Annotated in this window: 17 protein-coding genes; 14 read left to right on the top strand and 3 right to left on the bottom strand. The window is 43.1% G+C overall.

Annotation, left to right across the window (positions count from 1 at the left end; translation table 11 throughout):
- Positions 1-9: 9 nt before the first annotated feature.
- The 10 genes from ACIQXQ_RS02360 (at position 10) to ACIQXQ_RS02315 (ending at position 9,545) form a co-directional block, all read left to right on the top strand.
- Positions 10-594: a cob(I)yrinic acid a,c-diamide adenosyltransferase gene (locus tag ACIQXQ_RS02360; RefSeq protein ID WP_402954972.1), complete on the top strand. Its 585-nt coding sequence runs from the start codon at positions 10-12 to the stop codon at positions 592-594.
- A gap of 2 nt (positions 595-596) precedes the next feature.
- On the top strand, positions 597-1,091 hold the full coding sequence (locus tag ACIQXQ_RS02355; protein WP_402954969.1) for an ECF transporter S component: 495 nt from the start codon (positions 597-599) through the stop codon (positions 1,089-1,091).
- On the top strand, positions 1,088-1,780 hold the full coding sequence (locus ACIQXQ_RS02350; protein ID WP_402954962.1) for an AIR synthase related protein: 693 nt from the start codon (positions 1,088-1,090) through the stop codon (positions 1,778-1,780). The genes ACIQXQ_RS02355 and ACIQXQ_RS02350 overlap by 4 nt, the downstream gene beginning before the upstream one ends.
- A 487-nt stretch (positions 1,781-2,267) precedes the next feature.
- Positions 2,268-3,812, top strand: coding sequence for a gluconokinase (gntK, locus tag ACIQXQ_RS02345; protein ID WP_402954959.1), 1,545 nt, complete (start codon positions 2,268-2,270; stop codon positions 3,810-3,812).
- Positions 3,813-3,907: 95 nt separating this feature from the next.
- Positions 3,908-4,384, top strand: coding sequence for a Cys-tRNA(Pro) deacylase (gene ybaK / locus ACIQXQ_RS02340; RefSeq protein ID WP_402954956.1), 477 nt, complete (start codon positions 3,908-3,910; stop codon positions 4,382-4,384).
- 120 nt (positions 4,385-4,504) lie between these two features.
- Positions 4,505-5,623: a PRK06851 family protein gene (locus tag ACIQXQ_RS02335; protein WP_402955129.1), complete on the top strand. Its 1,119-nt coding sequence runs from the start codon at positions 4,505-4,507 to the stop codon at positions 5,621-5,623.
- Between the two features lie 138 nt (positions 5,624-5,761).
- Complete coding sequence (locus ACIQXQ_RS02330; protein ID WP_402870173.1) at positions 5,762-6,631, top strand: Cof-type HAD-IIB family hydrolase; 870 nt, start codon at positions 5,762-5,764, stop codon at positions 6,629-6,631.
- Between the two features lie 27 nt (positions 6,632-6,658).
- Positions 6,659-7,735 carry a PQQ-dependent sugar dehydrogenase gene (locus ACIQXQ_RS02325; protein ID WP_402870175.1) on the top strand — a complete coding sequence of 359 codons (1,077 nt, stop codon included), beginning with the start codon at positions 6,659-6,661 and terminating at the stop codon, positions 7,733-7,735.
- 160 nt (positions 7,736-7,895) lie between these two features.
- A complete protein-coding gene (locus tag ACIQXQ_RS02320; RefSeq protein WP_402870177.1) occupies positions 7,896-8,321 on the top strand; it encodes a MarR family winged helix-turn-helix transcriptional regulator in 426 nt (141 codons plus the stop codon).
- Between the two features lie 15 nt (positions 8,322-8,336).
- On the top strand, positions 8,337-9,545 hold the full coding sequence (locus ACIQXQ_RS02315; protein WP_402870180.1) for an MFS transporter: 1,209 nt from the start codon (positions 8,337-8,339) through the stop codon (positions 9,543-9,545).
- A gap of 144 nt (positions 9,546-9,689) precedes the next feature.
- Here the strand turns inward: ACIQXQ_RS02315 and bshB2 are convergent, their stop codons facing one another.
- The 3 genes from bshB2 to pdxK all read right to left on the bottom strand — a co-directional run bounded on the left by bshB2 (position 9,690) and on the right by pdxK (position 11,750).
- Entirely contained in the window at positions 9,690-10,355 is a 666-nt protein-coding gene (gene bshB2 / locus ACIQXQ_RS02310; protein WP_402870183.1) for a bacillithiol biosynthesis deacetylase BshB2, read from the bottom strand.
- Positions 10,356-10,457: 102 nt separating this feature from the next.
- The gene (locus tag ACIQXQ_RS02305) at positions 10,458-10,805 is read right to left on the bottom strand and encodes a YojF family protein (protein ID WP_402870186.1); all 348 of its coding nucleotides are present in this window, start codon (positions 10,803-10,805) and stop codon (positions 10,458-10,460) included.
- Between the two features lie 126 nt (positions 10,806-10,931).
- A complete protein-coding gene (gene pdxK / locus ACIQXQ_RS02300; protein WP_402870188.1) occupies positions 10,932-11,750 on the bottom strand; it encodes a pyridoxine/pyridoxal/pyridoxamine kinase in 819 nt (272 codons plus the stop codon).
- Between the two features lie 436 nt (positions 11,751-12,186).
- Here pdxK and mobA point away from each other — a divergent pair, with 436 nt between their 5' ends.
- Genes mobA through ACIQXQ_RS02280 form a run of 4 tightly spaced genes read left to right on the top strand, consistent with a single transcriptional unit; the run spans position 12,187 to position 14,543 of the window.
- Positions 12,187-12,816, top strand: coding sequence for a molybdenum cofactor guanylyltransferase (gene mobA / locus ACIQXQ_RS02295; RefSeq protein WP_402954953.1), 630 nt, complete (start codon positions 12,187-12,189; stop codon positions 12,814-12,816).
- Positions 12,813-13,277 carry a molybdenum cofactor biosynthesis protein MoaE gene (locus tag ACIQXQ_RS02290; protein ID WP_402870194.1) on the top strand — a complete coding sequence of 155 codons (465 nt, stop codon included), beginning with the start codon at positions 12,813-12,815 and terminating at the stop codon, positions 13,275-13,277. Before mobA ends, ACIQXQ_RS02290 begins: the two co-directional genes overlap by 4 nt.
- On the top strand, positions 13,270-13,503 hold the full coding sequence (gene moaD / locus ACIQXQ_RS02285; RefSeq protein WP_402870199.1) for a molybdopterin converting factor subunit 1: 234 nt from the start codon (positions 13,270-13,272) through the stop codon (positions 13,501-13,503). Before ACIQXQ_RS02290 ends, moaD begins: the two co-directional genes overlap by 8 nt.
- Before the next feature lie 20 nt (positions 13,504-13,523).
- On the top strand, positions 13,524-14,543 hold the full coding sequence (locus ACIQXQ_RS02280; protein WP_402870201.1) for a MoeB/ThiF family adenylyltransferase: 1,020 nt from the start codon (positions 13,524-13,526) through the stop codon (positions 14,541-14,543).
- The last annotated feature ends 71 nt before the right edge of the window (positions 14,544-14,614 follow it).

Genomic DNA, 14,614 nt, shown 5'->3' with positions numbered 1-14,614 from the left:
GGAATAGAGATGAAAATATATACACGTACAGGTGATAAAGGGCAAACAAGCGTAATCGGGGGCCGTTTGGATAAGGATGATATCCGTGTTGAATCTTACGGGACTGTGGATGAAGTGAATAGCTATATTGGGCTTGCCGTAACTGAATTGGATTCGGCGGTTTTTGAAGATATACTAGTAGATTTGGAAAAGATCCAACATGAGCTATTTGACTGCGGTGGTGATTTGGCGACCGTTTCTGATAAAGCCCCTCAAAAGTTGACGGATGAGGCGATTACATACTTAGAAGAACGAATCGATGCCTTCATCGTCGAAGCCCCTGAATTGGAAAAGTTCATATTGCCAGGTGGTACAAAAGCGGCTGCAACAATCCATATAGCACGTACCGTTACAAGAAGGGCTGAACGATTGGTGGTTTCCTTGATCAAATCGGGTGCAGCGGTGTCTCCTCTTTCCCTGCAATATTTAAATCGGTTATCGGATTATTTCTTTGCGGTCGCACGAGTGATCAACTTCCGCCTTGGTGTGAAGGATGTCGAATATGCCCGTAGTGCTAACGTATTCCGCGGAGGAAAAAGAAAGGAAAAGGAATAAACATGAACGCAAGAAAAATCACCATGAGTTCCATGTTCATCGCCTTATCGTTGGTCGGGGCGATGATCAAGATTCCTTCCCCAATTGGAAGTATAGCTTTCGATAGCTTTCCGGCACTATTGGCGGCTGTTGCATTAGGCCCGATTACGGGAGGAATCGTGGCTGGTTTAGGCCATATCTTATCTGCCTTGATTGGCGGCACGCCACTTGGTCCGTTTCATTTCTTAATCATGTTGGAAATGGCAGTCCTTGCTTGGATGTTTGGTGTCCTATATGACCACGATAAGAAAATAAGCGCTTTTTCCTTTTTCTTTTTAGGTAATGCCTTCATCGTAGGATTACCTTTCGCATTCTTGGTTAGCACTGAGTTTTACATGATGTTGGTACCTTCCTTAACGGCGGCTACAGCATTGAATGTATTCTTGAGCATTCTTTTGATTCCTCGTCTCGTGCCAGTCTTGAAAAAGGTGTTCATACGAGAAGGAATGATTGGATGATGGATTCACTGATCTTGCCGTTCAATGATTCCCAGTCCTTGGTTATCTCAACAGATAATAGTGGTGGAATCGGGCTGAAGGAAAAAGATCTTGTTCATGTCCCATATGAGGTGGTCGGCTATTACTCTTTTCGGGTAGCGGTCATGGAATGTTTGGCCTCCGGTGGGAGCCCAATCGCTGTCGTCCTTCAAAACTTCTGTGGCGATGAGGCCTGGGGAAGTTTGACGAAGGGTGTGAGGAAGGGAATGGATGAAATAGGGTTAGACCTGTCCATTACTGGCAGTACAGAGAGTAACATGCCCCTCCAACAATCCGCATTAGGGTTGATGGTCATTGGAAAACGGGAAAAAGGGTTGGGTTCGAAGGAAACTTCCAATCGGAAAATGGCCATTGTCGGCAGGCCGTTGGTTGGCGACGAGGTTATGGAACAACAGCAGTGGGTTGCACCTTTATCCCTCTTTAAATGGTGCTCCGAACTTGAAGGGGTCCGCCTCCTTCCTGTAGGTTCGAAAGGCATTGCCTATGAATGGGAGCAGCTGGATCCTCAAGGTGGGGGAATACCCGAACGGATAAAGAGTCGTGTAGATATCGAGAAATCATCGGGTCCATCTACCAGTTTTTTGATCACCTATCCTGAAAGCCTAGAAGCGGACATTTTCCAACGTTGCGGTCCGCTTATTCTCGTGTGATGGTACATATGTATATAAAGGGAGAGACCTGATTTGCGCCGAGTAGGGTCCCTCCCTTTTTCGTCTAGTAAGCGCCCTTGATGATCCTATAATTCATCTTATGAGTTGGAGTAATTAGGGAAACACTCATAATATTACGGAGCTGTTTGTTAAAGATCCGTTCATATGGCTAAGCTACTGGAATGGTTGAGTGATTCTAATTCTAAGGCCATTTTACATCCCTGCACCCTATGACTCTATTGGGGGACCTGATTTTACGAAACCCGCTTTTTACCGGATTAGGCTTTGTTTCTTCCTTTACATGGGTCTACGCAAAGGGTTTTAATAAAGAAGAACATAGCAGCGTATTCTATTTGGCCCGACCTGTATCTAGTAATTGATGATACATGTATGAATCGAAAATGGGGACGGCATTTCAGTCGTTTCGCTTATCCTAATCTTACTATTGGATACAATTGTTTAAGAGAAAGGAGCACGATGTAATAGCATGAAACATTCTAATTATATGATGGGAATCGATATTGGGACAACAAGTACAAAAGTGGTTCTTTTTACGAAAGACGGTAAGGTAGTGCAAACATGTTCTAAGGGATATCCATTGAACAGTCCCACACCGTCCGTTGCAGAACAGGACCCTGAAGAAATCTATAAGGCGGTCTTGCTGACAGTCGGTGAGGTCATGATTGCAAGTGGGATTGAAAAAGAAGAATTGGGGTTTATTTCGTTTAGCTCGGCCATGCATAGTTTGATTGCCATGGATACAGGCGGAAACCCACTAACCAACAGCATTACATGGGCTGATAATCGAAGTGCTGCCTATGCCGAGGAACTGAAGGCATCAAGTCAGGGAGAGGCATTATACCATAGGACGGGGACACCGATTCATCCGATGTCACCCATCACGAAAATCATGTGGCTTAGAAATGAACACCCAGTAATTTTTAACAAAACGGATAAATTTCTAGGAATTAAAGAATATATCATTTATAAATTTTTCAATGAATATGTGATGGACTATTCTATGGCTTCAGCAACAGGCCTGTTCAACTTGAAAACGATGGAGTGGGATGAGGAAGCATTGGTGATTGCCGGAATCGGTTCGGACAAACTACCAAGGCTTGTGCCGACGACCCATATCCTTTCCAACTTGGGTGAGGGATTGGCTGCGAACATGAATATTTCCCCTGATACACCAATGGTCATTGGTGCCAGTGACGGGGTACTAGCTAACTTGGGGCAAAATGCCATCAAACCGGGTATATTTGCGGTAACGATTGGCACAAGTGGAGCGGTCCGTACCGTCAGTGACCATCCGCTTACGGATCCAAAAGGGAGAACGTTTTGTTACGCCCTTACTGAAAGGCATTGGGTCATTGGCGGACCGGTCAATAATGGCGGGATTACCTTCCGATGGGCCAAGGACCAACTTGGTCGGGAGGAAATTGCGAGAGCGAAAGTATTGGGCCAGGACCCTTACGAAATCCTGACCGAAATGGCAACGCATATCGCCCCTGGTTCCGATGGGTTGATTTTCCACCCATATATGGCTGGGGAAAGGGCGCCGTTATGGAGTGCTGATGCTAGAGGCTCCTTCTTTGGATTGGCTCTTCATCATACCCGTGATCATATGGTCCGATCTGTACTTGAAGGCGTGATGTATAACTTATATAGTGTGCTGCTCACTGTAGGGGAATTGACCGGGGCCCCCAAAAAAATCCATGCGAGTGGCGGCTTTGTCCGTTCCAAGCTTTGGCGTCAAATTATGGCTGATATATTTAACCAGCATGTGAAGATTCCTGAAAGCTTTGAAAGTTCGAGTCTAGGGGCTGCCATTCTTGGTCTCTACGCTTTAGGGGAAATCGAAAGTTTGGATGCGGTGGAGGATATGGTCGGTAACACCCATGAGCTCGAGCCCATTGAGGCAAATGTGGAAATATACCAAGAACTCATGTCGATTTACCTGTCCGTTTGCCGAAAATTAGAAGGAGATTACAAGCGAATTGCCGACTTCCAACGTCGACATTTAGAGTGATGCGACAAAAGCACAGCTGTTAAAAGCTTGTGCTTTTCTTTTGGCTTATTTTCAAAAATGGTAAGATAGAGGAAAAAGGTAAGGGGATTTAAGAGATGGGAGCCAGTAAAACAAATGCCATGCGTATTCTCGATAAAATGAAAATAAAGTATGAGAAGATAAGTTACGATGCGAATGATGGGAAAATTGACGGGATTACAGTGGCTAATAAAATCGGTAAAGCACCGGAAACGGTCTTTAAAACGCTTGTTACCCATAATGGTCCTCAACAGCTTTATGTGTTTGTCATCCCTGTGGCTGCTGAGCTGGATTTGAAAAAAGCGGCCAAAGCAGCAGGTGTGAAAAAAATCGAAATGCTTGCCGTTAAAGATCTGCAAAAGTACACCGGGTATATCCGCGGAGGCTGTTCACCTATAGGAATGAAAAAGCAGTATCCGACCTTTATTGATGAAAGCGCATTAGACCTGTCCGAAATCATCGTGAGCGGTGGGAAGATCGGTACACAAATTGTCCTGGAACCATCGGGATTCTTGATGGGGGCAGAGGCTGAAACTGCGGCCCTTTTAAAGTGAATCTAAAAAGCTCCCATATAAGGTTTTTAGTCACTTTGAACTTTTAGGCATTCACCTACCTGTGCTTCATGGCATACGCTGTCTTGAAGATACATCTGTATGGTAAAGGAGAGTGTGGAAGTGTCAGGAAATGCGATGAATTATTTTGCCGGAGGTAATACGGCCAAAGGTTTTTATAGCTTATATGATTCAAACCTTACGGGATTGGAGAAATTATTCATCCTAAAGGGAGGACCTGGGTCAGGGAAATCAACGATTATGAAAAAGATTGGCCAGGAATGGCTGGATAAAGGCTACGACATAGAGTTTTTGCACTGTTCCTCCGATAATGATTCCATTGATGGGGTGATCGTCCCTGCATTGAAAGTAGGTCTTGTGGATGGGACGGCACCGCATGTAATTGAACCGAAAGCGCCAGGGGCTATAGAGGAATACGTTAATCTTGGAGCTGCCTGGTATTCCCAGCAGCTGGCGGCTGAAAGGGCAAACATCATTCGATTGACGAATGCCAGAAGCAAGAGCTATGAGGCGGCTTATGGCCACTTTGCCAAAGCGTTGGAGATACATGACGAATGGGAAGAAATCTATAAAGCAAACATCGATTTCGCCAAATTAAATGGATTGACGAATAAATTGATTCAGAGTTTTTATAGAGATATATTCTTGAACAAAAAAGCGGATGTTCGCCACAGGTTCTTAGGTGCAGCCACTTCAAAGGGTGCTGTTGACTATGTTCCGAACATTACAAAAGGTGTGCATAAACGATACTTTTTGAAAGGGCGTCCGGGTTCAGGTAAATCGACGATGCTGAAGAACATTGCCAAATCTGCAGAGCAACGTGGCTTTGATGTGGAAATGTATCATTGTGGATTTGACCCTGACAGCTTGGATATGGTGATCGTGCGTGAAGTGGGCATCGCCATTTTTGATAGCACCGCCCCTCATGAATACTTCCCAAGCCTTGAAGGGGATGAAATCATCGATATCTATAAGACGGCCATCCTTCCGGGAACCGATGAGATATATGCCGATCAAATCAAGGCTGTCTCTTTGAGGTACCGGGAGAAAATGAATGAAGCGACAGCGTCTCTGGCGAAGGCTAAAGAGCAGCATGACGAACTTGAAGCAATCTATGTGAAGGCCATGGATTTTACGGCTGTCGATGACATGATGAAAGATATTCAGGAACAGATTGGTGAGCGGGTAAAGGCAATGGATAACCCAACAATATTACATTGAAAAGAGACTGCACCTTTTTTAAAATGAGGTGCAGTTTTACATAGAAGGGACAATCATTTAGATCATCTTATATGCACAAGGATGTTAATCATTTCTTATTAGGGTAAAATAAGGGTAAAAAGAAAAGGGAGTGGTTAAATGATTAAAACGATTGCGATTGATATGGACGGAACATTACTGAATAAAATGCAAACGGTGAGTGAAGAAAATAAATCAGCGATTCATAAGGCTCAAGAAGAAGGGATCGAAGTCATCATTGCTACTGGAAGATCGTTTGAGGAAGCCAGATATGCTTTAGATAAAGTGGGCCTTGAATGTCCGATCATCTGCGTGAATGGCGCTGCCCTCTTCACGCAAGAAGGGAAGGTAGCGGCTTCCCATCCAATGCCGATAGCTTCCGTAAAGAATGCAGCGGAGTGGCTTGAAGAACGGGGAATCTATTTCGAAATTTATACGAGCAAAGGAATTTTCTCTAAAAACTACGAGACCGCAATCGATGCCCTTGTGGATGTAATGGTCACGGCAAATCAGGATATTGACCCGTCCCAAATTAGAAAGTATGCAGAGGCTCGTCTACAATTGGGACATGTTACATCCATTGCGGATTATACTGAGCTTTTCGACCAAGCTGAGTTGGAACTATATAAAATCCTTGGTTTCTCCACGGATTTGCAGGTATTGGACCAAGCTGCCTCGCGGTTCAAAATGGATGAAGGGACTGCTGTCACCTCTTCGGGTCGTGAGAATGTGGAAATCACGAGCAAACATGCCCAAAAAGGAATCGTACTCGAAAAGTATGTGAACGAAAAAGAAGGCTCTATGCAGGAGACGATGGCCATTGGAGATAATTATAATGATATATCCATGTTTGAAAGAGTGGGTTTATCCGTCGCAATGGGAAATGCCCCGACCGACATTCAAAACCTTTGTGATGAAGTGACAGGGACAAATGAAGAACATGGAGTAGCGAAGGCCATTTTAAAGGTTCTTAAGAAGACAATCGAATAACTCGGCAAACCGAGGGAGGGAATTTATTTGAAAAGATGGTGTTCATTGATCCTCATGATTACGTTGGCCTTGACGGGATGTTCAGGGGGAGAGGGAAATAACGGAGCACAGCCTGAGGAAGACTCAACAGAAACGGCGATAGATGGCCCTGAGGTACTGGTAACGAACCTGGCTTCTCCATGGTCGATTCAGAAAGATGGAGAGACTTTGTATGTTTCAGAACGGTCAGGCACCATCGTGCAATGGAAGAATGAGCATATGGAGAGGCAGAAGGTTCAGCTGGAAAAGAAGTTGTCCTCAAAGGCAGAAGCTGGATTGCTTGGATTTGTGCTCGACCCTGACTTTTCGAAGAACCATCAAGCTTTTGCCTATTACACCTACGAGGAAAACGGAAAACCATCCAATCGGATCATCACGCTCCAACAGGTGGATGATACATGGAGAGAGAAGGAAATTCTAATCGACAAGATTCCAAGTGGTGACTATCATCATGGAGGACGCTTAAAGATTGGCCCCGATGGAAAACTATTTGCCACAACAGGAGATGCAAGGGAACCAATGATTGCCCAGGATCTTGATTCTTTAGGTGGCAAGCTTTTGCGTTTGAATCTTGACGGAACCATCCCCGACGATAATCCTTTCGAGAATTCCTATATTTTTTCTTACGGACATCGCAATCCGCAAGGCCTCGCTTGGGATGAAACGGGACAACTGTTCGAAAGTGAACATGGTGAATCTGCACATGATGAATTAAACGCGATTCTCCCTGGAAAGAATTATGGCTGGCCGGAAATAGAGGGAAGTGAGGCACAATCAAATATGGAAGCTCCTATGATTCATTCCGGAAATGATACATGGGCACCTTCTGGGATTGCGTATTCAGATGGCAAGCTTTTTGTTGCTGCCTTAAGGGGAGAAGCACTTAAGAGGTATGATATAAAAAGTGGGGAAATGACGGATTTAGTTACCGATTCTGGCCGGATACGAGATGTGTTAGTAGACGGGGGATTCCTATATTTTATTAGCAATAATACAGATGGGCGTGGAAAGGCCGATCGTAATGATGATAAACTTTATCGTTTGCCCTTAGCTAAGTCCCATTAAGAGATGTCCTGTAAAGGGCATTTTTTTTATGCTTCCAAGGAGGAGTGGGAATACTGATAATGTGTGAGTAGTATCTGGATAAATCAATAGGGATTGGCTGGACAATTCAGATGAATCGTAGTATAGTTACCTAGGTAACTAATTTTCAGGGGGAATACCTTTGTTTTTACGTGATGGTTTATTTTTTCACCATAACCTGCAATTCTCAAGAACGTTCACCAAGAAGTTAAATGAGCAGCTGGCAAAGGTCGATCTTTTTCATTCTCAATGGATGATTATCTATTATCTGAAGGAATATGGTAGTACCACGTTGGTTGAAATCAGCAATTACTTAGATGTCGAGAAACCGACAGTAACCCGGACGGTGAATCGATTGGAAGAACGAAAATTAATCGAACAAATACCGGGAAAAGATAAACGGGAACGGAGAATTCAGTTAACTGATTTAGGTGAAAAAACATACCTAAAAGCTAGAAAGGCAGTAGATGAATTCGAACTTCAATTAATAGATGGTTTGTCTGAAGAGGACTGGGAAGCAACATTGCGGACCTTAAAATTCTTAAAGGAAAAGTTACAACAATCGTAAGGAAGAAGGATTGAAATGAATCAAAAAACAAAATTGTGGACGAAAGACTTTATTATTGTTTCGTCCGCAAACTTTTTTCTCTTTTTAACGTTTTATGTCTTGATGGTCACTTTGACCCTTTATACGATGGATAATTTCCATTCTTCTCAAGCTCAAGCCGGACTGGCGTCGAGTATTTTTGTCTTGGGAGCAGTACTTGTACGACCAATCGCCGGAAAAAAGATTGATCAATTAGGTCGGAAGAAAATGCTTATTGGTTCGTTGGTATTATTTTTTATAGCCTCCGTTTTCTATCTGCAAGTGGATAGTTTGCCGCTTTTATTTATTGATCGGTTGGTTCATGGTATCTCATTTGGTCTCGCTACAACGGCCACTGGAACAATTGTTGCTGATATCATACCGAATGAAAGACGTGGTGAAGGTACGGGATACTTTGCCATGAGTACAAACCTGGCCATGGCATTTGGTCCATTTATCGGATTGTTCATTACCCAGCATTTTAGCTACTCCTTTATTTTCTATGCCGCGTCACTATTCGCTGCATTCTCTTTAGCGGCTTCTTTATTTTTATTTGTACCTGAGGCAACAAAAGATCAAGCGCCTCGACCACGGGGGTTCAACATCAAAGACTACTTTGAAAAACGTGCTTTACCGATATCCATACTTGTGATGTTTGCAGGTTTAGCCTATTCGAGCATCTTGTCCTATTTAACTTCTTTTGCAAAGGAAATAAACTTACTGGATGCCGCGAGCTTTTTCTTTGTCGTGTTCGCTATATTCCTTTTAGTTACCCGTCCATTTACAGGGCGTATGTTCGATGTGAAAGGTGAAAATGCTGTAATTTACCCTTCCCTTGTCTTATTTGTAATTGGGATGGTCGTACTAAGTCAATCGCAACATGCCTTGACGCTCTTGATTGCAGGTGCTTTCATCGGTGTAGGATATGGTACGTTTCAGTCAAGCGCACAGGCTATATCCATCAAGGAATCTCCATCAAATCGTATGGGATTGGCAACCTCCACATTCTTTACCTTTTATGACTTTGGAATTGGTTTAGGACCGTTTATGCTAGGGTTCCTCGTTCCTTATACTGGTTTTAAAGGGTTGTTTATCTGCATGGCTGTTCTGTCAGTCTTGTTGATAGTCATTTACTATTTTGTTCATGGTAAAAAGGCATCAGCAAGGGCATCCAGGCAGAATACGGGCGATCAAATGATTTCTTGATTATCCCTTATTTGTTTAAAAATATGGAAAATGGGGATACTTATTGTATGATTTACTTTTCTAAGTAATCCCCCTTTTTCTACGTCTGTTACAAACAGGCGTTTTTTTATGGAAATAAATAAAAAAACCGCCAAATGGCGGTTTTTAAAATTTGTAGGTCCATAATCGCTCTTTTCGAATCCAGTCGAGGAAATCAGCATCTTGGTTTTCGAATTTTTCCTTCCAATCAACCACCATTGCTTGTGTTTGCGATCGGTGCGCGGTTATGGCCGCTACCTTTTTATCTTCAGCTGCGGTGATGTCATGGATGATATCGGGTTGTCCCAATTCATCGATGCAATTATTGGAAAAGGCGACACAATGGAGCTTTGGACGGTCTTTTTCTTCGATTCTTTCTACAGCGCGAACGACGGCACGTGCTGTCGCTTCATGGTCGGGGTGGACACTGTATCCTGGATAAAACGTTATGACCAATGAAGGATTAAGTTCATTGATGGCCTCTGTGAACAGGGAGGTCAATTTTTCATCATCTTCAAACTCAATCGTTTTATCTCGTAAACCAAGCATGCGCAAGTCTTGGATACCAATGGCATTCGCTGCATCGATTAATTCTCTTTTGCGAATTTTAGGAAGGGACTCTCTAGTTGCGAAAGGAGGATTTCCTAAATTTCTACCCATTTCCCCTAGAGTCAAGCAGAGGTAGGTAATCGGTGTGCCGGCTTCACTATGTAAGGCAAGCATCCCTGAAACAGAAAAGGCTTCATCATCGGGGTGCGGGAAAATCACTAAAATATGCTGTTCTTTTTCCATAATACTCGTCTCCTTTCGTTCTACTTACAATAATTATAAAAGAGTTCCGCCGAAGAGAAACGTACGTGCGGGATGAATAGAAATGGTGTAAATATCTTTTGGTTATTCAAAGGGAGTAGAACTGATCTGAAGGGAAACGGCAAGTTTTCCCGTGAAATCAAGTCCTGCCAACAATAATCTTCCTTGATCATCGATCTCGAAGTGGTTTACGCCTTCAGCATACACCCAGCCAATCATGAGTTTTAAGCCGACGCGAAAAGGTCCGTCCCCAATAATCTTACCGTGTTCATATTGAATTTGTGCATTACGAATATAAGCGCCTGCAGAAAAAAAAGCTTCATCCACATGGGTGGCATAGGCACCGTTAGTCGTTTCAAGGTGAAGGTATACATCTTTTCCTGCAAATGAATCGATGGCTTTCTGCACCTCTGAACGGTCTATAGGTTTCATTCGACAATTCCTCCTTTACTGGGTAACTATAAGCATTTTCCATCTTTCTATTTTACTAAAGTTAAGCGGAAAAAGCGAAGAGGGCCGCTCGAGTATTTGAGCAACCCTCTTAATTAATAGTATTTTTTATTTTTTAGGCGTCCCATATTTATGGTATGCACCATGATTGACCGGACCTACATAATCATTCATTTTCCAAGAATGACGGACGGCTTCGGTAATGAAGTCTTTTGCGACATAAATGGCTTCACGAGGGCTCTTTCCTTCAGCTAACTGTGCCGTAATGGCAGCTGAAGATGAGCAGCCGGCCCCGTGTGTATTGGTCGTTTCGATTTTTTCGGATTCCAGGATTTCAAACTCTTTTCCATCGTATAAAAGGTCGATGGCTTTGTCATGATCCAGCTTATTACCACCTTTGATCAGAACATATTTGGCACCAAGGGCATGGATTTTCTCGGCAGCCTTTTTCATATCATCAATCGTTTTGATCGGGGCAGTCCCAGCCAATTGTGCAGCCTCGAAAAGGTTTGGAGTAACGACTGTTGCACGTGGAACAAGCAACTCACGAAGTGCGACAGCAGTTTCCGGATGTAAAACTTCATCTTCCCCTTTACATACCATAACCGGGTCGATTACGACCTTATCCAGTTTCAATTCGTCTATTTTACGAGCAACAAGCTCAATGATTTCAACAGAACCAAGCATGCCTGTTTTCATGGCATCTATCCCGATAGAAAGAATCGTTTCTAATTGGGCTTCTAAAATTTCGACCGGTGTAGGGAAAACATTGTGAGACCAACCGTTTTTAGGATCCATGGTGACAATTGTCGTTAAAGCGGACATTCCGTAAATCCCGAATTCTTGAAATGTCTTTAAATCAGCTTGAAGACCTGCACCGCCGCTGGAATCTGAACCAGCAACAGTCATAGCTCTATTCATGGTCATTATGTGACCTCCTCAGGAGTATTGAATGATATGGATATTATCAGTGTACCGTAATATCTTATTTTTAGAATATACCAAAATTTATATTATGTAAAACTAAGAAGATATCTGGAAATACAGGCTTTAAAATGGGGCGGGACATGACATAGAATGAACAAATCTCATCTGGTAATTTTTATGGGAGTACAGCCAAATTTTGTATTGAAATGGTGAATTATTCAATGAAAAAGGGATATAATGCGTAAAATCCATTTGAAAATGTAAAACACCGGAGAAATATGCTATATTCAATCTTTTGATAAGGGTGTGAAAGTGTTAATATTTTAAAAGTTGATTTAAACTATTGAGGTACGACCGAATTCGTTTAAAAAGGACTTATTCATTATAACGTTTCCAAATGGTAAAGGGTTCAATCAAATAATAGGAGGTGTTTCAGTTGAATTGTACGATCTTGCTTTTAGCCGGTGGCCAATCAAGCCGAATGGGTATGAATAAAGCCTTGCTGAAAATAGGCGAGGCGGTGAACATCCAAAGAGTGGCGAACGTCTTTAAAAAGGTTACGGAAAACATCCTGGTTGTTACGAATTCACCTGAAGAATATCACTTTCTTGAATTACCTTTCATTCCTGATATATATATAGGTCAAGGTCCGCTTGGAGGACTCCATGCTGGAATGTCCTCTTCCGAAACAGAGCTGCAGGTCCTTAGTGCCTGTGATATGCCTTTTGTAAATGATCAGGCGATCAATGAAATGCTTTCATTTTATGAATCGGATTTTGATGCCATCATTCCGGAAATCAATGGAAGACTTCAGCCGCTCTTTGCGGTCTATCACAAAAGGTGCCTACCCTTGTTAACGGAATGTCTGGAGAAGAAGGAATTGAAAATGAAGCTTTTTCTAGAAAAGATCAGGGTGAAAGTCATCAAGGAAACCGACTTTTCGTTATATCATGAAGACCCTGAGCGTTTCCGTCTTCTCTTTTTTAATATGAATACAATGGAAGATTATGAAGAAGCAAAACATATATACCAAACTGAAATTGTCAGAAAGGAAGGTACCCCATGAATTTTGAAATTTCGAAGGAACCGATCGTCATTCAAGAAGTGGTAGATAAAGTAGTTAAGCGGGATGCAGGTGCAGTCACGACCTTCATTGGTACAGTTAGGGAAATGACGAAGGGGAAGAAGACTCTATTCTTAATATATGAGGCTTATGAACCGATGGCGGTCAAGAAGTTAGAACAAATCGGGATGGAGATTAAGGAGCGCTGGCCTGACGCAGAAACGGCGATCACTCACCGGGTCGGTCAATTGGAAATTACGGATATTGCGGTGGTCATCGCTGTAAGTACACCACATCGTAACGACGCGTATGAAGCTAATCGATATGCCATAGAAAGAATAAAGGAAATCGTTCCGATTTGGAAAAAGGAACATTGGGAAGATGGGGAGACATGGGTTGGCAATCAACTAGAAACCGTACCTTATCCTAATGGAAAGCCAGAAGAGGGGGATCTCGATGATTAAAGTACTTTTGTTTGCTCAACTAAAAGATGAAATGGGAAAAGAGACTATTTCTATAGAAGGAAATGGGTTGAGCGTGGCTCAGCTAAAGGAAAAGATTAGGGCCGAGTTCCATTTGGAAGGTCTGGATACGGTAATGACAGCGGTCAATGAAGAGTTTGCCGGAGACGAAGTGATAGTGGCTGATGGAGATACCATCGCCTTCATACCACCTGTCAGCGGAGGCTAATTAGATAGGGGGGAATCATAGTGAATGAGCGATATTCAAGACAAACCTTGTTTTCTCCGATCGGTGAAGGAGGACAGGCCCACATTCGTCAAAAGCATGTCTTGCTTCTGGGAGCTGGAGCGCTTGGTTCCGCTAATGCAGAAGCCTTGACTCGTGCAGGTGTGGGAAAGTTGACCATTGTGGACCGGGATTACGTCGAGTCCAGTAATTTACAACGTCAACAGTTATATACGGAACAGGATGTCGAGGATAAACTGCCAAAGGCCGAAGCGGCAAAGCGGCACTTGCATGCTATTAATCACGAAGTAGATGTAGCGGCGGTCATCATGGATGCCACTGCACGCACGCTTGAACCATTATTGGGTCATGTGGATTTGATAATAGATGCTACAGATAACTTCGAGACTCGGATGATAATCAATGATTTATCACAAAAGCTTCAAATACCTTGGATATATGGGGCATGCGTAGGCAGTGTTGGCATGACCATGACGATTCTTCCAGATAAAACACCGTGTATGAACTGCCTGATGAAAACCATTCCGGTACAAGGGATGACCTGTGATACCGGTGGAATCATCTCTCCAGCCGTAACCATGGTAGTGGCTCATCAAACGGCTGAAGCCTTGAAGATTTTAGTCGAAGATTGGGAAGCAGTTCGACCAACGCTTGTTACATTCGATTTATGGCGAAACCAATATCAAACGATTAAATTAACGAAAGCAAAGAGAACGGACTGTCTTTCATGTGGGGAGCAACGGACGTATCCGTTTTTAAATGCGGATAATATGACCAAAACCGCTGTCCTTTGTGGAAGGGATACGGTACAGGTCAGGCCATCAAAGCCATTGAAACTCCAACTAGAGAAGCTGGCCAAAGATTTAAAGGGAAGTGACTATTTAGTCAAGGTTAATCCTTTCCTTCTTTCTTGTGAAAAAGACGGGGAGCGTATGGTCATTTTTCAGGATGGCCGAGCGTTAATTCATGGCACGAAGGATATGGTCCATGCAAAGGCGTTGTATCAAAGAATTCTTGGATAACACAAAAAATGAGGCTCCCGAATGGGGCCTCATTTTATATAGGATGTGATATAGGGTAAATGGGTAATGGG

The organism is Peribacillus sp. NPDC097198 (assembly GCF_044762055.1).
GTDB lineage: Bacteria > Bacillota > Bacilli > Bacillales > DSM-1321 > Peribacillus.
This window is presented reverse-complemented; position numbering and strand designations above follow the sequence as displayed.